The sequence below is a fragment of the Roseovarius faecimaris genome (assembly GCF_009762325.1).
Lineage (GTDB): Bacteria > Pseudomonadota > Alphaproteobacteria > Rhodobacterales > Rhodobacteraceae > Roseovarius > Roseovarius faecimaris.
The window spans coordinates 2,381,631-2,402,257 of sequence record NZ_CP034348.1; the positions used below are offsets into that span (position 1 = coordinate 2,381,631).

A 20,627-nucleotide genomic window follows, 5' to 3' on the forward strand; every position below is an offset into this window, starting at 1 on the left:
AGGCGGCGCGTGTCTGCGCTCAGCCGCCCTCGCCGGGGTTCTCCGAGAAATACTTCATCTTGCCTTCTTCGCCGTCGCGCTCTTCGGCATTTGGCATCGGGTCTTTCTTGGAAATGATCACCGGCCACATTTCGGAATATTTCCGGTTGAACTCGACCCATTTCTCCATATCCGGCTCGGTATCCGGGCGGATCGCATCGGCGGGGCATTCGGGCTCGCACACACCGCAGTCGATACACTCATCAGGGTGGATCACCAGCATGTTCTCGCCCTCGTAGAAACAATCGACGGGGCAGACTTCCACGCAGTCGGTGTATTTGCACTCGATGCAGGCATCGTTCACGATGTAGGTCATGGCGGTCTCGTTCTGTCTTCTGCTGGGTTTCACCTAATCCAGAGACCGCGATCATTCAAGCTCTTGGCGCGTCTTGTCATCGAGTTTGCGACGATCCCGCTTCGTGGGGCGGCCCTTGCCCTCATATTTCGGCGCCGGAGCCTCGGGCAGGTCGCGCGGCGGGGCGGGCGGGCTGAGGTCTTCATAGAGCGTCGCCGCTTCCGTGGCCGGGCCGCGTCTTTCACCCAGGGCGAGAATACGCACCACACGCACCCGGCGCGCCTGGGAAAAAGTCAGCACATCGCCGGGGCCAACCGCATGGGCAGGTTTCGTGACACGCGTCGCATTCACGCGCACATGGCCCCCGCTTACCTGCTTGGCCGAGAGGCCCCGCGTCTTGAAAAACCGGGCCTGCCAGAGCCACTTGTCGAGCCTGAGCTTGTCAGCGGTCTCGGTCACGAAGCCTCAGCTTTTGTCCTTGAGCCCCATCAGGGCGGCGGCGAAAGGATTGTCCGGGTCGATCCGGTCCTTCTTCTGCGGCTTCGCCGTATAGGTCTTGGCCCCGCGCTCGCCGTCGGGCTTGCCCTTGCGGGGCGGTCGTTTGCCCTTGCCCGGCTTGCCGCGCGCCTCCTTGCCAGGGCCCTTGCGGCCCTGAGGCCGGTCGCCGCGCCCTGCCCGGCCCGCCCAGGTGAAGACATAGAACACCTCGGTTTCAGGGGCTTCGGTTGCGGCCTCGGCTGCTGCGGGCTGAGGCTGCGCCTCGGCGGCGGCTTCCGGCGCCTCCTGCGGAGCCTCCGGTGATGTGTCGGCAGCCTCGGCTTGCGGTTCGGCCGGGGTCGGCTCCTGCGTGGCCGGTTCCGGCTGGACCTCGGGCGCGGCGCGCTGTTTTTCGCGCTCCCCACGCTCGGCCTTGTAGCCAAGCCCCTGCATCAGGTCGGCAAACTGCTCCAGCGTCATGCCGGTGATCGAGAGCATGTCAGCCTTGGCCTCGAACCCGCCCCGGCTGTCCTCGGAGCGCAGCATATCCGCCAGCCGCTCCAGCATGTCGATACGAATGGCGCGCTCCCCTGCCGCGCGATAGCCCGCCATCGTGTGATGGGCCTGCGGGACATCCTTGCCCGAGGGCACGGTGACCAGCCCCGGCGGGGGCGATTCGGGAAACTCGCTGAGCCCCTGTGCCAACGACCACAGCACCAGACGCAGACGCGTCGGCGCGGGTTTCAGCAGCAGCGGCATGAAAATCGTGAACTGACCGAAGCGGATCCCGTGCTTGCGCAGCGCACCGCGCGCGTCCTGATCCAGATCCTTGACCTCCTGCGCGACCTCGGCGCGGGGCAGCACGCCGAAAGCCTCGATCATACGGAAGCCAAAGCCGCGCGCCATGCCGGTCAGCGCGTCGTCCTTTTGCAGGTTCAGAAGCGGCTCGAAAAGGGTGGCCACCTTGCGGTCGATAAAATGCTGCAACCGGCGCTGGACCTTCTGCGCCACCTCGTCGCCTGCGGCCTCATCCACAAAGGCCTGCGCACGCGGCTTGAGCGGATCATCGCCCGCCACCAGCTTGCCCACGGCCTGTTCGCCCCACATCAACCCGCCTTGCTCGGTAAAGTCGATCTCGGTGTCGGGCGCGTTATAGAACCGGTCCGCCTTGAGGTGGAAATGGGGGCTGAGCGCCTGCAGGCTCGCCTGGCCTATCGCCTTGGCCTCGGCGCCCGAGCTGCCCTTGTCCTGAATGAAGCGGAAGCCTTCCAGCCGTCCGACAAATTCGCCTTCGACGGTCACGTCGCCAGTATCGTTCACTTCGGCCACCATGGCCTCCTTCTGCTTGAGCCGGCGCAACAGCACAGAGGTGCGCCGATCCACAAATCTTTGGGTCAATGCGCCATGCAGCGCGTCTGACAAGCGGTCTTCTACAGCGCGCGTCGCCCCGCGCCAATGAGATTCGTCATCCACCCAGCCTTTGCGCTGCGCCACATAGGTCCAGGTGCGGATATAGGCCAGCCGTTTGGACAGCGTATCGATATCCCCATCCGTCCGGTCGAGTCGGCGGATCTGCCGCGCCAGCCAGTCATCCGCCAGCCGCCCGTGGCTGTGCAGGTCGAGGAATATGCTCTCCAGCAGGCCCGCATGTTCCGCCGGGCTGATGCCGCGAAAATCGGGAACGCGGCACACATCCCAGAGAAGCTGCACTGCCCGCGCATCATCAAGCCGTGCGCGGATGTCCGCCTGCGCGCTCAGCGTCTTGAGTGCAATCAGGTCATCGGCCTCGCGCGCGGGTGCCAGCCACTCGTCCTGCGGACGGGTTTCAAGCGAGGAGATCAGCGCCTCGGCCGAGCCGAATTGCAGCCGGTCGTTGCGCCACTCCAGCTTGCGGATGGGGGTAAAGCGATGATCCATGATGGCCTGCGCCACCTCATCGGGCAGGTCAGGCGCCTCGCCGGTCACACCAAAGGTGCCGTGGCTCATCCCCCGCCCGGCGCGTCCGGCAATCTGCGCCAATTCGTTGGGGGCCAGCCCGCGCATCCGCCGCCCGTCAAATTTGGTCAGCGACGAAAACGCCACATGGTTGATATCGAGGTTGAGCCCCATGCCGATGGCATCCGTGGCGACAAGGTAATCCACATCGCCGTTCTGATAGAGATCGACCTGGGCGTTGCGCGTACGCGGAGACAGCGCCCCCATGACCACCGCCGCGCCGCCCTTCTGACGGCGCAGAAGCTCGGCAATGGCATAGACGTTATCGACCGAGAAGCCGACAATCGCGCTGCGCGGCGGCATCTTCGAGATTTTCTTGGGCCCCATATAGCTGAGCTGCGACATGCGCTCGCGGCCAATGAATTCGGCTTCAGGCACCATCGCCGAGATGGCCCCGCGCATGGTGTGACTGCCCAGAAACTGCGTCTCATGCAGCCCGCGCGCGTTCAGAAGCCGGTTGGTAAAGACATGGCCGCGCTCGGGATCGGCGCAAAGCTGGATCTCATCCACCGCGACGAAATCCGCACCCGTGCCCTCGGGCATCGCCTCGACGGTGCACACCCAGTATTGCGCGCGAGGCGGCACGATCCGTTCTTCTCCGGTGACCAGTGCCACAACCGAAGGCCCGCGCAGCGCGACGATCTTGTCATAGACCTCGCGCGCCAGCAGCCGCAGCGGCAGGCCAATGATCCCCGTCCGGTGCGCCAGCATCCGCTCGATGGCATAATGCGTCTTGCCGGTATTGGTGGGGCCCAGAACCGCGAGGGTTCTTGACGACGTGACCATGTCAGAAAATCTCCGCTGCGCTCAGAGGGGCTCGCCGCCCATCGTCGGGCCCAACCGGTCAAGCCCCATCTGGATGTCCTCGTGATGCGGGTGCAGCTCCAGCGCGCGCAGATAGGCATCATGCGCGAGCTCGGGCTGATTCATCTCCTCCATCAGATAGCCAAGCAGGCCGATGGCCTCGTAGTGACGCGGGTTGAGGATCAGCGCCCTCTCCAGATCAGCAAAGGACGGGCCAAAAAGCTCTGCGCGGTAATACGCAACGGCACGCAGATAATAACCCTGCGCGAAATCGGGGGCATGATCGGTCAGCGCCGTCAGATGCTCGATGGCCACGTCGATATTGCCCGCTTCCAGCGCATCACGCCCGCGCTTGTAAAGCAGGTCCATCGACGCAGAGCCCGATTTGGACATTTCCAGCTCGATCTCGGCCGCAATCCGCCGTGCGGCGCCCGCATCCGCCTCTTTCAGCCGTGTGAACAGCTCGTCCAGGCGCGCGTTTTCCGCCGCCGCGGCCATGCCGGAAGGTAAGGAAAACGTGACTGTCAGCAAAAGTGCCGCCACGATATTATTGAGCTTGGGGAACAATCCTCTCATAACGTGGGTAGTTTAGCGCCAATTGCCGGAATGCAAAGCCCCGGCTGATCAAATCTGGAGGATCACCCATGAGTGACGTTATCACAGCCGCCGTAGAGGCTCTCAACGAAAAGGCCAGCGGTGGCTTTGACGGTGTTGCAAAATTCGTCATCGAGGACGAAGGCAGCATCGTGATCGACAGCAACGGCGCGCGCGCCGCGGATGATGAGGCGGATGTGACCCTGTCGGCCGATGCCGACACGTTCCAGGCCATTCTCGAAGGTGACATGGACCCGGCCGCCGCCTTCATGTCGGGCAAGCTTGCCGTGGATGGCGATATGGGCCTGGCCATGAAACTGGGGAGTGTCCTCTCCTGATGGAACCTGCACCCTTTCGCTCGGATATCGCCGACGGACCGGCGGATGGTCAGGCCTGGTGGCGGACCACCAGCGACGGGGTGCGCATCCGCATAGGCCTTTACAATCGTGAGGCCCCCAAAGGCACGGTGTTCCTCTTTCCGGGGCGCACGGAGTATATTGAAAAGTATGGCCGTGCCGCCAACCACCTCGCGGCGCAGGGCTATGCCACGCTTGCCATCGACTGGCGCGGTCAGGGTCTCGCCGACCGGCTCCTGCCCGACACCATGACAGGCCATGTGCATCACTTCAGCGACTATCAGCTTGACGTGACCGAAATGGTCGCCCTGGCCGCCGAGATGGACCTGCCCAAACCCTGGCACCTTCTGGCGCATTCGATGGGCGGATGCATCGGCCTTCGGGCGCTCTATCTCGGCCTGCCGGTCAATTCCGCGGTCTTCTCAGGGCCGATGTGGGGTGTGCGCATTTCCGAGATCCTGCGCCCGGTGGCCTGGTCGCTGTCATGGGGCAGCCGTTACGTGGGCATGGGGCACCTCTATGCGCCCAGCACTTACGGCGCGCCCTATGTGCTGAATGAACCCTTCGAGACCAACAAGCTCACCCATGACCGCGACATGTATCAATACATGATCGACCAGACGCTCGCCTGCCCCGAGCTGGGCCTTGGCGGGCCGAGCCTGCGCTGGCTGCACGAGGCGCTGAAGGAAACCCGCGATCTTGCGCGCCTGCCCTCGCCCGATCTGCCCTGCCTGAACATGACCGGCACGGAAGAAGACATCGTCTGCGTTCCGCGCATCCGTGGCCGCATGGCCCGCTGGCCCGGCAGCCGGATGGTCTGGGTCGACGGGGCCAAGCACGAAGTGCTGATGGAAGACGAGGCCACGCAAACCGACCTGTTCGGCCAGATCGGCGCCTTCTACGACGAACACGCCCGGCCGATGCGCACCGCTAATCTTGAAGCACGCGCTGCGTCTGCCGCCCCAGCCCGCTGATTTCCAGAGACATTTCATCGCCTTCGGTCAGGAACCGCCTGGGATCGCGCGCCATGCCCACGCCGGGAGGGGTGCCCGTGGCGATCACATCGCCAGGCTGCAGGCTCATGATCTCGCTCAGATGCGAAATGATCTGCGCCACGGTGAAAATCATCTTGGAGGTGCTGCCGGTCTGCATCCGCTCACCATTGAGATCGAGCGTCAGGCTCAGCTCCTGCGGATCGCCCACCTCGTCCGGCGTCACCAGCCAGGGCCCGATCGGCCCGAACGTGTCGCAGCTTTTGCCCTTGGTCCATTGCCCCGACAGCTTTGACTGAAACCGCCGCTCCGACACATCATTGACCACGCAATAGCCCGCCACATGGGAAAGCGCGTCGGCCTCGTCGACATATTTCGCGGGCTTGCCGATCACCACGCCAAGCTCCACCTCCCAATCCGCATGGCGCGAACTGCGCGGCAGATGCACCGTGTCATTAGGACCGGTGATAGACGACGTGGCTTTCATAAAGACAATCGGATGCTCGGGCGGCTCCATCCCGGTCTCGGCCGCATGGTCGGAATAGTTGAGACCGATCCCGATGAACTTGCCGATGCCCGCAACCGGCACGCCAAGGCGCGGCCGGCCGTCGACCTTGGGCAGGGCTTCGGGGGTGATTTGCGGCAGGTTGGCCAGCACGTCGCCCGCCAGATCCGGCAACACTCCACTCAAATCGCGCAGGCCGCCATCCGCATCCAGGACACCCGGCTTCTCCGCGCCCTTTTCGCCATATCGCACAAATCGCATCTCGCCGCTCCTCATCGGTTTGCGGCAGGATAGCGGTGGACGGAGGGCGCGCAAGGGCTGGAATCCGACCGGTTATGGGCTATTTCGGCGGCATGACCCTGACATTCCGCCCCGAGGGTATCTATTGCCCGGCAGGAGACTTCTACATCGACCCCTGGCGCCCGGTAGACCGCGCGCTGATCACCCATGGCCATGCCGATCATGCGCGCCAAGGTCACGGGTCTTATCTGGCTACTGACCTGGCCGCCCCGGTCATGCGTCACCGGCTGTCAGGGATCACGCTCGACACTCTGCGCTATGGCGAGACACGCCGGATCGGCGGGGCGAGCGTTTCATTCCACCCTGCGGGTCATGTGCCGGGGTCGGCGCAGATCCGCGTCGACGTCGGGGGCGAGGTCTGGGTGGTCTCCGGCGACTACAAAACCACACCCGACATGCTTTCAACCCCGTTCGAGCCGGTGAAATGCCACAGCTTCATCACCGAATGCACCTTCGGCCTGCCCGTTTTCACATGGCCCAACGACGCGGCTGTCGCCGCCGAGATCAACAGCTGGTGGGCTGAAAACGCCTCCAACGGCATGTTCAGCCTGCTGGGCGCCTATTCGCTGGGCAAGGCGCAGCGGGTGATGACGCTGCTCGACCCCTCCATCGGCCCGATCCTGACCCACGGCGCGGTCGAGGGCACAAATGCGGTGCTGCGCGGTCAGGGGCTCGATCTGCCTCAGACGGTTCCTGTCACGCCCGAACTCTCGGCCGCCGATCACACGGGCGCTCTGGTGCTCGCCCCGCCTTCGGCGCTCGGCTCTGCCTGGGCGCGGCGGTTCAGACCTTCAGCCACGGGTTTTGCCAGTGGCTGGATGCGCCTGCGCGGCATACGGCGGCGGCGCGCGGTGGATCGCGGCTTTGTTGTATCGGACCATGCCGATTGGAGCGGACTAAACAGTGCGATTGCCGCGACCGGTGCGGAAAACATCTATGTCACACATGGTTACACTGACATCTTCGCGCGATGGCTGAACGAGCAGGGCAAGAATGCGCAAGTCGTCCCGACCGAATTCACCGGTGAGGTTCTGGATGACGGAGAGGCCTCATGAAGGAATTCGCAGCCCTTTATACCGCGATCGACCAGACCACCAAAACCACCGGCAAAGTCGATGCGCTGGCGCGCTATCTGACCTCGGCCCCGGATGACGACAAGCTCTGGACGATCGCGCTCTTCTCCGGCCGCCGCCCGCGCCGGGCCATCACAACGACGAAACTCCGCGAATGGGCGGCAGAACGCGCCGGCATCCCCCTCTGGCTCTTCGAGGAAAGCTATCCGATTGTGGGCGATCTGGCTGAAACCATTGCCCTGGTCCTGCCCGAGGCGACAGCCCGCCATGAGGACAGCCTGACCACCTGGATCCTGCGCCTGCGTGCGCTGGACCAGGCGGATGAGGAAGATCGCAAATCCGCCGTGCTCGACGCCTGGGCGCGCATGCCCGCGCTGGAACGGCTCGTGTTCAACAAGCTGCTCACCGGGGGCTTTCGCGTGGGCGTCAGCCGCAAGCTCATGACCCGGGCGCTGTCCCGTGCCACCGGACAGGACGAGGCGGCGCTGGCCCACCGGCTGATGGGGGACTGGACGCCAGAGACCACCAGCTATGCCGCCCTGATCGAAGCGCCCGACGCCGGTGCCGCGCTCTCCCGGCCCTATCCGTTCTGTCTGGCCCATGGCGTGGACGGGGACGGGCCCGAGCAGCTTGGCGATCCTCAGCACTGGCGCGCAGAATGGAAATGGGACGGCATTCGCGGCCAGCTCATCCTGCGCGGCGGCGCGTATTTCGTCTGGTCACGCGGCGAGGAGTTGATGACCGACCGCTTTCCGGAACTCGCCCGCGCGCAGGATGAACTGCCCGACGGCACAGTCCTCGATGGCGAATTGCTGGCCTGGCATGACGACATGCCCCTACCCTTCAACGCCCTGCAAAAACGGATCGGGCGCAAGACTGTCCCGAAGAAGCTGCTGAAAGAGGCTCCGGTGATCCTGCTGGCCTACGACCTGCTGGAGGAGAAGGGCGTCGATTTGCGCGCCCGCCCCTTCACGGAGCGGCGCGCAAGGCTTGAGAAACTGATGCAGGCCCTGCCAACGGACGCGCCTCTTCGCTGCGCCGACCTGCTCCGGTTTGATGACTGGAAGACCTTGCACGACCTGCGCGCCCAAGCCCGCGAGCATCGCGCGGAGGGGCTGATGCTCAAGCGTGCGGATAGCCCTTATCATGTGGGGCGCAAGAAGGGCGATTGGTGGAAATGGAAGCTCGACCCGCTGACCATCGACGCGGTGATGATCTATGCGCAACAAGGCAGTGGACGGCGGGCCAATCTCTTTACCGATTTCACCTTTGCCGTGCGCGACGGCAACGCTCTGGTGCCCTTCACCAAGGCCTATTCGGGCCTGACAGATGCGGAATTCCGCCAGATCACCGCCTGGGTGCGCAAGAACACCACCGACCGTTTCGGCCCTGTTCGGCAGGTAAAGCCCGAACATGTGTTCGAGATTGCCTTCGAAGGGATCCAGGAGAGCCCGCGGCACAAATCCGGCGTCGCGCTTCGCTTTCCACGGATGAAACGCTGGCGGCATGACAAACCTGTGACCGAGGCGAACACGCTCGACGACCTCAAGAAAATGCTGGCGCAACATGGATGAGAAAATTCGTACGAATTTTCTTTGACCAAGATTTTTCGTACGAAAAATCTCAACCCCGCGATCACCTTGAGACTACCGGCCTGTCGGCATATGTGTAACCCCAGCACAACAGGAGACCGCATATGTTTCAGCTTCCCACGCCCGTTTATGACGCCACCGCCGGGTCCGGCCCGGATAATCTCGGCGATCTGCCGGAATGGGACCTGAGCGATCTCTATACGGGCGAAGACGCAGCCGAGCTCAAACGCGATCTGGACTGGCTGGAAACGGCCTGTGCCGAATTTGCCGCCGACTACGAGGGTAAACTCGCCGATCTGGACGCCGCGGGCCTGCTGGAATGCATCCGGCGCGACGAAAAGATCAGCGGGATCGCCGGGCGGATCATGTCGTTTGCCGGTCTGCGCTATTATCAGAACACCACCGATGGCGCGCGCACCAAGTTCCTCTCCGACTGCCAGGAAAAGATCACCACCTACACCACGCCGCTTGTCTTCTTCACGCTGGAGCTGAACCGTCTGGACGATACGGCACTTGACGCGATGCTGGCCGAGAACGTGGATCTGGCCCGCTATGCCCCTGTTCTGCGCCGCATCCGGGCCATGAAACCCTATCAGCTTTCCGACGAGTTGGAGAAATTCCTGCATGATCTGGGCGTTGTGGGCGACGCCTGGGAGCGGCTCTTTGACGAAACCATCGCGGGGCTGAGCTTTACCGTCGATGGCGAGGAGATGGGCATCGAGGCCACGCTCAACCTTCTGACCGAGCAGGACCGCGCCAAGCGCGAGGCCGCCACGCGCGAACTGGCCCGGGTCTTTGGCGAAAATATCCGGATCTTCTCGCGCGTGCACAATACCGGGGCCAAGGAAAAAGAGGTCATCGACCGCTGGCGCGGCATGCCCACTGCCCAGACCGGCCGCCACCTGAGCAACGACGTGGAACCCGAGGTTGTCGAGGCCCTGCGCGATGCCGTTGTTGCGGCCTACCCCAAGCTCAGCCACCGCTATTACGAGCTCAAGCGCAAATGGCTCGGCCTCGACCGGATGCAGGTCTGGGACCGCAACGCGCCCCTGCCCATCGAAGACACCAGGACCGTCGACTGGCCCAGCGCCGAGAAGATCGTGATGGAGGCATATACCTCCTTCGATCCGCGCATGGGCGATCTGGCAAAACCGTTCTTCTCGGACGGCTGGATCGATGCGGCGGTGAAGCCGGGCAAGGCCCCCGGTGCCTTTGCGCATCCCACGGTGACCGAGGTTCACCCCTATGTGATGCTCAACTACCTGGGTAAGCCGCGCGATGTCATGACGTTGGCGCATGAGCTGGGGCACGGCGTGCATCAGGTGCTGGCCGCCGGACAGGGCGAGTTGCTGGCGTCGACCCCCCTGACGCTGGCCGAGACGGCATCGGTCTTTGGTGAAATGCTGACCTTCCGCAAGATGCTCGACGGGGCCAGGACCGAACAGGAGCGCAAGGTGCTGCTGGCAGGCAAGGTGGAGGACATGATCAACACCGTTGTCCGGCAGATCGCCTTCTATGACTTCGAATGCAAACTGCATGCCGCGCGCCGCGACGGCGAACTGACACCAGAGGATATCAACGCGCTCTGGATGTCGGTGCAGGCAGAATCCCTGGGCCCGGCTTTTGACTTCGTCGAGGGGTACGAGACCTTCTGGGCCTATATCCCGCATTTCGTGCACTCACCCTTCTATGTCTACGCCTACGCCTTTGGCGACGGGCTGGTGAATGCGCTTTATGCCGTCTACGAAGAAAACCCCGACGGCTTCCAGGACAAGTATTTCGACATGCTCAAAGCCGGCGGATCCAAGCATCACAAAGAGCTTCTCGCCCCGTTCGGCCTTGACGCCTCGGATCCCAAATTCTGGGACAAGGGTCTGAGCATGATCTCGGGCTTCATCGACGAGCTGGAGGCGATGGAGGGGTGACACTCGGGCTTGTGCTCTCCCCCCTGCCCCGCAGCCAGGTGCAGGAGGTGGCGCATCTGAAGCTGCCCGGGCATCAGCGCGATTTCGTGGGGGACATCGCCGAGATGACCGACGAGCCGGATCTGATACAGGACTTCCATATCGCCCGTGCGGGCACGGAGGCGGTGGGGTTTTTCAAGATCGACCGGGATTTTTCGCGCCGGATTGCACGGCTGCCCGCCGGGGCGCATGCCCTGCGCGGGTTGCTGATCGGCGGGCAGTATCAGGGGCGCGGGTATGGGCACGCACTGCTCTCGCAGCTTGGGGCATATGTGGCGGGGCACTACGACATCGACGCGCTCTGGTTGTCGGTGGATGAAAGCAACGCTGCGGCGGCCACGCTTTATGGCAGGTGCGGCTGGCACATCGAGGGCGCACCGCATCAGGGCCGTGTCGGGCCAGAGATCGTCATGCGCCTGCCCGCGAGATAGATCATGCCAGAGACCCCACCTGACAAGACCGCAACGCGCCGCTCGCTCAGATCCCGGTTCAAGCGTGCCCTTGTCCGCATCCGCCGGACCGTGCCGCCCGGTTTGCGGCTTGTTGCCGGGCTTGTGCTGATCGGACTTGGATTTCTGGGATTCCTGCCGGTGCTGGGCTTCTGGATGATTCCGCTGGGACTGGCCGTCGCGATGCTCGACATTCTGCCGATCTGGCGCTGGCTCAAAACCCGCTACTTCAGCTGACTGTCCTTCGAGCCGCGCCGGTTGATCCCCCCGCGCGCCTGATAGGCCGCATCGCGCTCCTGCATGCAGTCAATGCAGAGCTTCACGCCCGGGATGGCCTCGCGCCGTGCCTGCGGGATTTCCTCGTCACATTCCGCGCAATGGGTCAGGCTTTCGCCTTCGGGACGCGGGCGTGCCTTCAGCCGCTTCAGCTCATCCTCGATCGAGGCTTCGATCTGTTCGCTCACCGCGCCATCGCGGGCCCATCCGGTTGCCATGGTCGTTCTCCTTCACACCCGCAACATATGTGCACTGCCCCTCCATGTGCAATCCCCGCCCCGGGCGAGGCTGGCCGCAAGGTCAGACGAGCGCCGGATCAGGGCTGCGCCGTCAGCACCATATAGTTCTGAAACGCACGTTCCCCCGATTGCGCCTGCGCGATCATCCCCTTGAGCACCGAAATCGCCGTGGGCGAGGATGTCGGCACCGCATGGTTCAGCCCCTCGCCATCGCCAAGTGCCGTGAAGTCGATCACTTTCACATCGAGGCCCGCCACCGCCTCCGGGCTGTCGATCACCCCCAGTCGCGGCTTGCGCCCGGTGATAAACCCGGCGAGCCCCAGCGCGCGATCCTCGCGGGAGATGAACATCAGGAAGGGCTGCGGCAACCGGCCAATCGCCTCGGCCTGACGGCGGAAAACATCCGGGTCGATATCCGGCGACATCAGGATCACCGAGGAAATCCGCGACAAGAGCCGCCTGTCACCCTTGAGCGCGGCCTGGCGCATGGTCTCCATCACAAGGTGCGAGCCCATCGAATGCGCCACCAGAGTGACCTTGTCCTGCGGCCCGCGCGTGAGCGATTTCAGCAACAGTTCCAGATCGTCCCGCGCATAAAGAACACTGTCGCGATCGTAGACATAGCCGCGCGGATCGCCCGCGGACGGCCAGGAAAACAGCACCGACGGCAGGCCCGAGTTGAAGTCATGCTGAATCTGCGCCAGCCGGTACATCGCCTCGGACAGGGTGTTGTTATAGCCATGCACAAAGACAAGCACCTCGCGCGCGGTCTGGCCTTTCTTGACCGCATTCACAAAGCCCGGGTTGCCTTCGTAGACCTCAGTCTCGGTCACAACGAAATCGGTCGCCGGGTCAGGCGGGCCTTCATGCCATTCGATATTGCCCACCCGGTGTGTCGGCGGGATCGAGATTGCCGCCCGAAAATAACGGATACCGGCGTTGCGCGGCTCGCCAAAGGACGGGCCGGTGCGGTCGAGCGCCCGCTCGGTCGCGATGTAAATCTGCTCGATGGTCGCCTCGGGGATCGCGGCCGCACGTTGCGCGGACTGGCGCGGCGCGCAGGCCACAAGCGCGACAGCCAACAGCGTCAGAAGCGCGAAACACGTCATGCTCGACTTGGGATAATGGATACCAGGCACTGAAAAAGCCTCTTCCTGACAATGGAAGAGGCTTATCTGGTTTCGCGGCTCAGGAAAAGCCCGGCGCGTATCCCGTGGATACAGGAAAACGATCTAGGCGCTGGTCAGCATACCCTTCTCCTGGGCCAAGCTACGCATACGCTTTTGCAGTTTTTCAAAGGCGCGGACCTCGATCTGGCGAATACGCTCGCGGCTGACATCATACTGCCCGCTGAGATCCTCCAGCGTCACCGCCTGATCGCTCAGCCGACGCTGGGTCAGGATATCGCGCTCGCGGTCATTGAGCACGTCCATCGCCTCGGCCAGCAGCTCCCGCCGCGCCTCCAGCTCATCGCGCGCCTCGTAGTCGCCCGCCTGGTCGGCATCCTCATCTTCCAGCCAGTCCTGCCATTGCATCGTGCCTTCGCCTTCGCTGCCCACGGTGGCATTCAGCGACGCATCCCCGCCCGACATCCGGCGGTTCATGCTGACGACTTCATCCTCGGTCACGCCAAGGTCATGCGCGATCTGCTTGACATTATCGGGGTGCAAATCCCCCTCTTCCAGCGCACCGATACGGGCCTTGGCCTTGCGCAGGTTGAAAAACAGCTTCTTCTGCGCCGAGGTTGTCCCGAGCTTCACGAGGCTCCAGCTGCGCAGGATATATTCCTGAATGCTGGCGCGGATCCACCACATGGCATAGGTGGCCAGGCGAAAGCCTTTTTCGGGATCAAACCGCTTGACGGCCTGCATCAGGCCCACATTGGCCTCGGAAATGACCTCGGCCTGCGGCAACCCATAGCCGCGATAGCCCATGGCGATCTTGGCTGCGAGGCGCAGATGCGACGTGACCATCTTGTGCGCGGCTTCGGTGTCCTGCTCCTCAACCCAGCGCTTGGCCAGCATATATTCCTCTTCCGGCTCCAGAAGCGGGAATTTGCGAATTTCCTGCATATAGCGGTTCAACCCGCCTTCCGGCGTCGGGGCCGGCAGATTTTTGTAGTTACTCATCCTCATGTCCCTCCCAATGTTTAGGGGCTTAACATCCATATAGGTTGGCGCTAACACCGCTTCAAGAGCCATAGCATCGAATGTTAAACGGGATATGACGGGTTTCCGGTCGGTTTTTAAGGGATGTGACAATCGCTTCACGCAAGCGTGCAAAGCTGTAAAGATGTAACTGACGCATAATCTCAAACCGGAGAAGAACAAATCACCCATTCCCAGGTGGCTGCACCCGATCCCCATATTCACGCGCCAGCCGACCATCGCCGCATCGCGCGTGTTGCGGGAGTATTATACCTCGTCATCATCATCTGCGGCGTGTGGAGCGAAGGTTTCGCCCGCGCCAGCCTGATCACACCAGGTGATGCCGCCGCGACACTGGCAGGTTTGAAGACCGGGCTCGCGCTCTTCAGGCTGAGCCTCGTTGCAGACACTCTCATGGCGCTGGCCGATGTCACCCTGGCGGTCGTGTTTCTCTATCTGCTGGCACCGGTCGGGTCGTTGCTCGCGCTTCTCGCCACGGCATTGCGGCTTGTGCAAGCTGCCACGATCACGGTCGGCCTTGTGCTGCTGACCGGCATTTTCGCCCTTGTCGAGCGCGGCGATGCGAACGCGGTCCTGGGGCTGACCGGGATGCACGCCAATGCCTATGACATCGGGCTGATCTTCTTCGGGGCAAACAGCCTGGTCATGGCCATTCTTCTGCGCAGGGCGGGGGGTGTCCCAACGGCGCTTTGCTGGGCAATTGCCGCATCGGGGCTGGTTTACCTCACTGGCAGTTACCTGCGCCTGCTTGTCCCGCCGCTTCATGCAGGGTTTCAGATCGCCTATCTGTTGCCCCTTCTGGCCGAAACGGCGCTTTGCCTGTGGCTGCTGATCGTGGGGCGCGTCTATCCTGCCGCGTCGCGCTGATCGCGCAGCGCCGCAATCAGATCCGCCATATCGGCAGGCATCGGGGCCTCGAACCGCAGGGTTTCGCCTGTCACCGGGTGTTCAAAGCCCAGAACGGCGGCATGCAGCGCCTGCCGCGAGAACCCTGCCACCGCATCGAGAGCGCGCTGTGTCAGCGCCCTGAGCGGCAATTTACGCCGCCCGCCATAGACCGGATCGCCGATCAGCCCATGCCCCACATGCGCCATATGCACCCTGATCTGATGGGTGCGGCCGGTCTCCAGCCAGCATTCCACGAGGGCGGCGCAGGCAGGCGCACCAAAGCTCTCCACCACCCGCGCACGGGTCACCGCGTGGCGGCCACCGTCAAAGAGTACCGCTTGTTTCTGCCGGTCGGTCTTGTGCCGGGCGAGTTGCGTCGTGATCTTCAGGATATTGCCCGCCTCGAACGTCGCGCCGCGAATGCCCCTGAGCCGGGGATCGTTCCCATCGGGCACCCCATAGACCACCGCCGCGTATTGCCGCTCAACACTATGGGCCTCGAACTGCGCCGCTAATCCATGATGTGCCGCGTCTGACTTGGCAACCACAAGTAACCCACTGGTATCCTTGTCGATCCGGTGCACGACACCGGGCCGTTTGGCCCCGCCCACACCTGACAGGCTCTCGCCGCAATGATGCAACAGCGCATTGACAAGAGTGCCCGACGGCGTGCCGGGGGCCGGATGCACCACCATGCCTGCCGGTTTGTTGATCACGATGAGATCGGCATCCTCATACACCACATCAAGCGGGATCGGCTCCGGCCCGATATGGCTCTCTTCGGCCTCTGGCACGGTGATCTCGACCACGTCCCCTTCCGCCACCCGCGCCTTGGGGTTGACCTCGACCGAGCCGTTCACACGCACCTGCCCGTCACCAATCAGCCGCGCCAGCCGCGTCCGCGACAGATGCGCCCCCTCTGGCACATCGCGCGAAAGCGCCTTATCAAGGCGCGGCGGCGGGTCGGCCGCGATGGTAATGCTCAGAGCGGTGCGCATGATGTCTGACAATCTGGACCCTCAACCGGTTGATCCCGGGCTGGTGAAATACCTGCGCCTTCTGGTGACGGTGCTCACTGTCACGATGATCGCGGGTTTTCTAGTCATCGTGGTGCTGTTTGTCACGAAATTCTCGGATGCTTTCGGCGGGCCAGACCTGCCCGGCGAGGTGGTTTTGCCCGAAGGGACCGAGGCCCAGGCCTTTACCCGCGCCGCCGACTGGTTTGCCATCGTGACCACTGACAACCGCATCCTGATCTATGATCTTGACGGGCAATTGATGCAGGAAATCGCTGTGACATCAGCGCAGTAGCAGCCGTTTCTGAGGGGGTGGGTGGTACCGCCTCCCCGGCTTGAACGGGGGACCTCTGGATCCACAATCCAGCGCTCTAACCAACTGAGCTAAGGCGGCACTGACGGGTGAATTAGCTTTAGCGGCGCGATAATGCAAGCCTCAAGCGGCAGGAAATGTGCAAGTTTCGGCGTGGGCGTCAGAACGTCAGACGGAAGCCCGTACCGATCACCCAGCCGTCATTGTCATCGCCCGGTGTACCCAGCCCGCCATCGCCCAGATCCTCGCTGAATTCGGTCATCGACACGAAGCCGAAGATCGACGCATCCATACCGGGCTGTCGCCCATAGCGCTCGGCCGCAGGCGCAGCGGGCCCCGGCGGGGTGATGTCACGCGAGGCAGGGCCAGTGAGCGAATAGCTCGCCGCAAGGGTCAGGGCCTGCAACTGCTCCTTGCCGCCAAGCGCCGCGTTCTCGTCGTCGATATTCTCGCCCGAGAGGTAATGCACGCTCAGCCCATAGCGTCCGGTTTCGTATTTCACCCCGATATCATAGGCTTGACCGTCGGTCAGCCCGCCCGCGCTCCCGCTGGTCTCGGAATAGGATCCGCCCACGGAGAGCGCGCCAAAGCCAAGCGACAGGCCCAGACCCCAATATTCGGGCGAACCTGCGGTGCTGTCCGCCAGGCCCCATTTCGCCGAAACTGCGGCATCCACCGCGCCGAAACTGCGGGTATAGTTGGCCCCGACATCGATGAAATCCTCACGGCCCAGCGCGGTGCTCGGCCCGTCGGGCGCATAGCTCAGGCCCAGTTGCAGGCCCGAGATGCGCGGGCTGTAATAGCTCAGCCGCAGGCCGGTCTCATCGCGCATATTGGACGCATATGTGCTGCCCAGCGTGCCCCGGATCAGGTCGTCGCCCACCTGTGAGGTGCTGTGAACATTGGAAAATTGCAGCAGCGAAGGCAGAACGGCGGCGCTGATATTCGCGTTGTTCACCTCGGGGCCAAAGCTGACCGGCGCGCCCATGTGCATGTGGTTGCCGGGCGTGTCCGTCTTGCCGAATTGCAGCGTGCCAAAGCCGCCCTTGAGATAGAGCGCCGCTTCGTCGGCCACCACCCCGGCATTGCGTTCGCCGAGATGGGCATCAAGCTCGAAATTCCCGCCGAAGCTCAGCCCGTTATCCAGTGTCAGCGCGGGGGCGACGAACACCCGGCCCGACGCGACGGCGTCGGCGCCTTCGAAATCGCTCGCCGTGGCGCTGTCATATGAGACATAGCCAAAGAATTGCTCATACTCGGCGCCCAGCCCCAGCTCCCATTCGCCCGCCGTGGCTGGCGCGGCCAGAAGGCAGAGCGCGCTCAGCGCCGCTGTGGTTTTGCCATTTGTTGTCAATGCCATAGCGCTTGGTCGTTGGTCATCTCAAGCCGCTCGGGGTGAGTGGGAGAATGGCGGCCTTTCTACAAATATAGGGCGAATGCGGGTGTGAGGAAACACCTGTCTGGGAAACTCAGAGTTCAAAACTGTATGTCCAGCTTTGCTCGACCAGGTCGCAGCCGAAGGAATGGACCGGCTTGGACGCCCGCAACTGCCAGCCATTCCTGCGATAGAGCGCACAGGCGGCGCGGTGGCTTTCATGGGTCCACAGCTGCATGCCTTCATAGCCGTGAGATTGGGCGAAGCTCATGCATTCATTCAACAATTTCTGACCCAGCCCGCTCCCGCGCAAGTCGGGCAAAACCAGGAACAGGCGCAGTTTGGCGGTCTTGTCATCCAGCCTGGTGCAAAAGATGCAGCCCACGCGCGCCCCGCCCCGCTCGGCGATCCAGCCGCGTTCCCGATCCGGGTCGGAGCGGGTGATGAAATCCTCAAGAATGGAGGCCACAAGCGGTTGAAATGTCTCGTCAAATCCCTCACCGCGCCGGTAAAGCGCGCCGTGGGTTTCAGCAATCCAAGGGGCGTCATCCGCGGTGAAATCGCGGATCGTGATCTTGTCCATGGCCACAGCAAAGCGCGGGATCGCTTGCCTTTCAAGCATGAAAACGATAGCCCGAAAAGATCATCCGAAAGAGGCACGTCATGGGTATCAACACCGAACGCGACATCGAAGCCAACCTGCAGATCGGCCCCACGGATCAGGGCATGGTCCGCCTGTTCGTGACGGCGGAAGATTTTGAAATCCCTATGGATTTTGACCCGGACGAGGCGCGCGAGATTGCCGAGGAAATCCTTGCCGCCGCCAAGGCGGCAGAGGCGCGGGGATCATAGGCGGGGGTCTCTGAGGGCCTGAAGGCGGCGGGCGGCGGCCTGGGCGAAGCGGCGCGTGAGGGCGGTGCGCCGCGCTGAGGCGAGTTTGACCTCGGGGGCCATGCGGATGATCTCGGCATCATAGCCATCGGCGATGATCAGACCGGTGCCTTCGGGCAGAAGCTCGGTCGGGAAGGCCTCATCCACGGCCCAGAAATAGCGGTCGCACCAGTCCAGATACCCCTCCCATTTCCCGTCGCCCATATAGTCGGCGCGCGAGGATTTGCATTCGACCACCCAGATCTCACCCTTGGGGCCCAGCGCCATCACATCCACGCGCCTGCCCCGCTCGGGCGTAAATTCCTCAACGGAAACAAAGCCATGCTCGGCCAGGTGGCGGCACACACCGCGCGCCAGAAGCTGCCCGGGCAGAAGCGTGGAGGAGCTGACGAGATCCATCCCGCAATTATGAACAAAAGATGAACATATGCAACCCCTTGCCGTGGGCACGCGCAGGGACTACTTAGGCTCTTGGCGGGTTCTGCCCAATTCGTGCATGGTTGCATTCCGGTGGCCTTAAACAAATCCGAGGGAGCTGGCTCTGTCCTGGCCCTGGCCTGGTTACCCGGCGCCCACCTGTACATACAGGTCCTCGGGAATGAGAGAACCCCACGGTTGTGTGCGGTCCCGCCACCTCACAAAAATTTTGTACGTTTTGTACAAAACACCCCCCTGTTTTGTACAAAATCCACCTTTTGTTAAGGAATGTGGTCAGCCGGGCTCATTTCCTGCCGAGGAATGCCCGTTTCCCCTGATCGACCCGGATCGGAATAGTGGCGTATTCGCGCGCATGACCGACATGCTGGCGCAGCCCGCCGCCGGGGCCATCGTCATCGTCGTCATCCTTCATCCGCATCACCGCGATGCCGAACTGTACCCCGGCGAAGATCACCCCGTTCGAGATCCAGAGTACCAGAAGCGCGATCCAGCCCTTGTCGGAGGTCGAGATCAGATGCCACAGGTTGGCGATGTTGAACCACAGAAGCATCCCCACAAAGACCGCCGCAAGGGCGAAGCCGATGGCGCAATTGATGATGTACATGCGGATGAGCTTGGGCATGGGGAGACTCATGAAGCTGCGGTGCATCTGTAAGTGTATCACAGACACCAGCCCCGGCAAGGGCATCGGCAAGGAATGGCACAGACCGGTCCGGACCGATCGCCGCAGCAGGTTCAGAGGAACCTGCTATGCGCGGGGGGCACAAACTCCTGATCGTCCATCGGAGGGCGCACATAGGACCGCTGGGGCGGGCGCTCTTCGAGCACCACGGGCGGGCGTTCGACCTCTTCATAGGGGATCAGCGACAGAAGGTGGCTGATACAGTCGAGCCGGGCGTGTTTCTTGACATCCGAGTTCACCACATACCACGGGGCCTGTTTGATATCGGTGTGGTTGAACATATCGTCCTTGGCGCGCGAATAATCGACCCAGCGTTTACGGCTTTCCAGGTCCATCGGGCTGAGCTTCCATTGCTTTGTCGGATCGGTGAGGCGCTTCTGAAAGCGGCGTTCCTGTTCGTCGTCGCTGACCGAGAACCAGTATTTGATCAGCTGAATGCCCGAGCGCACCAGCATCCGTTCGAACTCGGGACAGGAGCGCATGAATTCGCGGTATTCCTGATCGCTGCAGAAGCCCATGACGCGCTCGACCCCGGCGCGGTTGTACCAGGACCGGTCGAAGATCACGATCTCGCCCGCGGCAGGAAGATGCGCGACATAGCGCTGAAAATACCATTGGGTCTTTTCGCGTTCGGTGGGGGCGGGCAGCGCCACGACCTGACAGACACGCGGGTTCATCGCTTCGGTGATGCGCTTGATGGTGCCGCCCTTGCCCGCCGCGTCGCGGCCTTCGAAGATGATCGCCACCTTGTGGCCGGAGTGTTTCACCCATTCCTGAAGTTTCACAAGCTCGATCTGGAGCCGCGCAAGCTCGGCCTCGTAATCTGCGTTGCTGATCTTGGTGCGTGTGCCCTCTTGCTCGGCCATTGATGTCCCTCCGGGTGCTGAAATCCTGATCTGACGAATG

General features: G+C 62.9%; 24 protein-coding genes and 1 tRNA gene. 10 read left to right on the forward strand and 15 right to left on the reverse strand.

Features of this window, described 5'->3' with window-relative positions; all coding sequences use genetic code 11:
- Positions 1 to 19 precede the first annotated feature (19 nt).
- Genes fdxA through EI983_RS12210 form a run of 4 tightly spaced genes read right to left on the reverse strand, consistent with a single transcriptional unit; the run spans position 20 to position 4,186 of the window.
- Entirely contained in the window at positions 20 to 355 is a 336-nt protein-coding gene (gene fdxA, locus EI983_RS12195) for a ferredoxin FdxA (protein ID WP_157707658.1), read from the reverse strand.
- A 51-nt stretch (positions 356 to 406) separates the two neighbouring features.
- A complete protein-coding gene (locus tag EI983_RS12200) occupies positions 407 to 793 on the reverse strand; it encodes an RNA-binding S4 domain-containing protein (RefSeq protein WP_157707659.1) in 387 nt (128 codons plus the stop codon).
- Between the two features lie 6 nt (positions 794 to 799).
- Positions 800 to 3,592 carry a helicase-related protein gene (locus EI983_RS12205; RefSeq protein ID WP_157707660.1) on the reverse strand — a complete coding sequence of 931 codons (2,793 nt, stop codon included), beginning with the start codon at positions 3,590 to 3,592 and terminating at the stop codon, positions 800 to 802.
- 21 nt (positions 3,593 to 3,613) lie between these two features.
- Positions 3,614 to 4,186 (reverse strand): tetratricopeptide repeat protein, encoded by a 573-nt coding sequence (locus EI983_RS12210; protein WP_157707661.1) that lies wholly within the window; start codon positions 4,184 to 4,186, stop codon positions 3,614 to 3,616.
- A gap of 68 nt (positions 4,187 to 4,254) precedes the next feature.
- Between EI983_RS12210 and EI983_RS12215 the strand changes: the two genes are divergently transcribed.
- Entirely contained in the window at positions 4,255 to 4,542 is a 288-nt protein-coding gene (locus EI983_RS12215; RefSeq protein WP_157707662.1) for an SCP2 sterol-binding domain-containing protein, read from the forward strand.
- The gene (locus tag EI983_RS12220) at positions 4,542 to 5,534 is read left to right on the forward strand and encodes an alpha/beta fold hydrolase (protein ID WP_157707663.1); all 993 of its coding nucleotides are present in this window, start codon (positions 4,542 to 4,544) and stop codon (positions 5,532 to 5,534) included. Before EI983_RS12215 ends, EI983_RS12220 begins: the two co-directional genes overlap by 1 nt.
- Here EI983_RS12220 and EI983_RS12225 read toward each other — a convergent pair.
- Entirely contained in the window at positions 5,491 to 6,318 is an 828-nt protein-coding gene (locus EI983_RS12225; RefSeq protein WP_157707664.1) for a fumarylacetoacetate hydrolase family protein, read from the reverse strand. The two genes, EI983_RS12220 and EI983_RS12225, sit on opposite strands and share 44 nt — an antisense overlap.
- A gap of 92 nt (positions 6,319 to 6,410) precedes the next feature.
- On the opposite strand from EI983_RS12225, the gene EI983_RS12230 reads away from it, so the two are divergent.
- From EI983_RS12230 to EI983_RS12250, 5 genes are all read left to right on the forward strand, one after another.
- Entirely contained in the window at positions 6,411 to 7,412 is a 1,002-nt protein-coding gene (locus EI983_RS12230) for a ligase-associated DNA damage response exonuclease (RefSeq protein ID WP_157707665.1), read from the forward strand.
- Positions 7,409 to 9,004, forward strand: a complete 1,596-nt coding sequence (locus EI983_RS12235) for an ATP-dependent DNA ligase (protein WP_157707666.1) — start codon at positions 7,409 to 7,411, stop codon at positions 9,002 to 9,004. Before EI983_RS12230 ends, EI983_RS12235 begins: the two co-directional genes overlap by 4 nt.
- A gap of 122 nt (positions 9,005 to 9,126) precedes the next feature.
- The gene (locus EI983_RS12240) at positions 9,127 to 10,947 is read left to right on the forward strand and encodes a M3 family oligoendopeptidase (RefSeq protein WP_157707667.1); all 1,821 of its coding nucleotides are present in this window, start codon (positions 9,127 to 9,129) and stop codon (positions 10,945 to 10,947) included.
- On the forward strand, positions 10,944 to 11,417 hold the full coding sequence (locus tag EI983_RS12245; protein ID WP_157707668.1) for a GNAT family N-acetyltransferase: 474 nt from the start codon (positions 10,944 to 10,946) through the stop codon (positions 11,415 to 11,417). Before EI983_RS12240 ends, EI983_RS12245 begins: the two co-directional genes overlap by 4 nt.
- 3 nt (positions 11,418 to 11,420) lie before the next feature.
- Complete coding sequence (locus EI983_RS12250; RefSeq protein WP_157707669.1) at positions 11,421 to 11,672, forward strand: hypothetical protein; 252 nt, start codon at positions 11,421 to 11,423, stop codon at positions 11,670 to 11,672.
- Here the strand turns inward: EI983_RS12250 and EI983_RS12255 are convergent.
- The 3 genes from EI983_RS12255 to rpoH form a co-directional block, all read right to left on the reverse strand.
- Entirely contained in the window at positions 11,660 to 11,929 is a 270-nt protein-coding gene (locus EI983_RS12255; RefSeq protein ID WP_157707670.1) for a DksA/TraR family C4-type zinc finger protein, read from the reverse strand. The genes EI983_RS12250 and EI983_RS12255 overlap by 13 nt on opposite strands.
- Before the next feature lie 98 nt (positions 11,930 to 12,027).
- Entirely contained in the window at positions 12,028 to 13,089 is a 1,062-nt protein-coding gene (locus EI983_RS12260; protein ID WP_246162155.1) for an alpha/beta hydrolase, read from the reverse strand.
- A gap of 93 nt (positions 13,090 to 13,182) precedes the next feature.
- Complete coding sequence (gene rpoH / locus EI983_RS12265) at positions 13,183 to 14,079, reverse strand: RNA polymerase sigma factor RpoH (RefSeq protein ID WP_157707671.1); 897 nt, start codon at positions 14,077 to 14,079, stop codon at positions 13,183 to 13,185.
- A 216-nt stretch (positions 14,080 to 14,295) separates the two neighbouring features.
- On the opposite strand from rpoH, the gene EI983_RS12270 reads away from it, so the two are divergent.
- A complete protein-coding gene (locus EI983_RS12270; protein ID WP_157707672.1) occupies positions 14,296 to 14,985 on the forward strand; it encodes a DUF4386 domain-containing protein in 690 nt (229 codons plus the stop codon).
- On the opposite strand, the gene EI983_RS12275 is transcribed toward EI983_RS12270, so the two are convergent.
- On the reverse strand, positions 14,964 to 16,004 hold the full coding sequence (locus tag EI983_RS12275) for an RluA family pseudouridine synthase (RefSeq protein WP_157707673.1): 1,041 nt from the start codon (positions 16,002 to 16,004) through the stop codon (positions 14,964 to 14,966). The two genes, EI983_RS12270 and EI983_RS12275, sit on opposite strands and share 22 nt — an antisense overlap.
- Here EI983_RS12275 and EI983_RS12280 point away from each other — a divergent pair.
- The gene (locus EI983_RS12280; protein ID WP_343038603.1) at positions 16,003 to 16,317 is read left to right on the forward strand and encodes a DUF6476 family protein; all 315 of its coding nucleotides are present in this window, start codon (positions 16,003 to 16,005) and stop codon (positions 16,315 to 16,317) included. The genes EI983_RS12275 and EI983_RS12280 overlap by 2 nt on opposite strands.
- Before the next feature lie 22 nt (positions 16,318 to 16,339).
- On the opposite strand, the gene EI983_RS12285 is transcribed toward EI983_RS12280, so the two are convergent.
- The 3 genes from EI983_RS12285 to EI983_RS12295 all read right to left on the reverse strand — a co-directional run bounded on the left by EI983_RS12285 (position 16,340) and on the right by EI983_RS12295 (position 18,332).
- A tRNA-His gene (locus EI983_RS12285) sits at positions 16,340 to 16,416 on the reverse strand.
- A 79-nt stretch (positions 16,417 to 16,495) separates the two neighbouring features.
- Positions 16,496 to 17,695 carry a porin gene (locus EI983_RS12290; protein ID WP_157707675.1) on the reverse strand — a complete coding sequence of 400 codons (1,200 nt, stop codon included), beginning with the start codon at positions 17,693 to 17,695 and terminating at the stop codon, positions 16,496 to 16,498.
- Between the two features lie 109 nt (positions 17,696 to 17,804).
- Positions 17,805 to 18,332 (reverse strand): GNAT family N-acetyltransferase, encoded by a 528-nt coding sequence (locus tag EI983_RS12295; RefSeq protein ID WP_343038604.1) that lies wholly within the window; start codon positions 18,330 to 18,332, stop codon positions 17,805 to 17,807.
- 41 nt (positions 18,333 to 18,373) lie between these two features.
- Here EI983_RS12295 and EI983_RS12300 point away from each other — a divergent pair, with 41 nt between their 5' ends.
- Positions 18,374 to 18,562: a DUF6324 family protein gene (locus tag EI983_RS12300; protein WP_157707677.1), complete on the forward strand. Its 189-nt coding sequence runs from the start codon at positions 18,374 to 18,376 to the stop codon at positions 18,560 to 18,562.
- Here the strand turns inward: EI983_RS12300 and EI983_RS12305 are convergent.
- The 3 genes from EI983_RS12305 to ppk2 all read right to left on the reverse strand — a co-directional run bounded on the left by EI983_RS12305 (position 18,557) and on the right by ppk2 (position 20,587).
- Positions 18,557 to 19,000 carry an MmcB family DNA repair protein gene (locus tag EI983_RS12305; RefSeq protein ID WP_157707678.1) on the reverse strand — a complete coding sequence of 148 codons (444 nt, stop codon included), beginning with the start codon at positions 18,998 to 19,000 and terminating at the stop codon, positions 18,557 to 18,559. The genes EI983_RS12300 and EI983_RS12305 overlap by 6 nt on opposite strands.
- A 322-nt stretch (positions 19,001 to 19,322) precedes the next feature.
- The gene (locus EI983_RS12310) at positions 19,323 to 19,661 is read right to left on the reverse strand and encodes a hypothetical protein (RefSeq protein ID WP_157707679.1); all 339 of its coding nucleotides are present in this window, start codon (positions 19,659 to 19,661) and stop codon (positions 19,323 to 19,325) included.
- Between the two features lie 113 nt (positions 19,662 to 19,774).
- Positions 19,775 to 20,587 (reverse strand): polyphosphate kinase 2, encoded by an 813-nt coding sequence (gene ppk2, locus EI983_RS12315; RefSeq protein WP_157707680.1) that lies wholly within the window; start codon positions 20,585 to 20,587, stop codon positions 19,775 to 19,777.
- Positions 20,588 to 20,627: the final 40 nt, after the last annotated feature.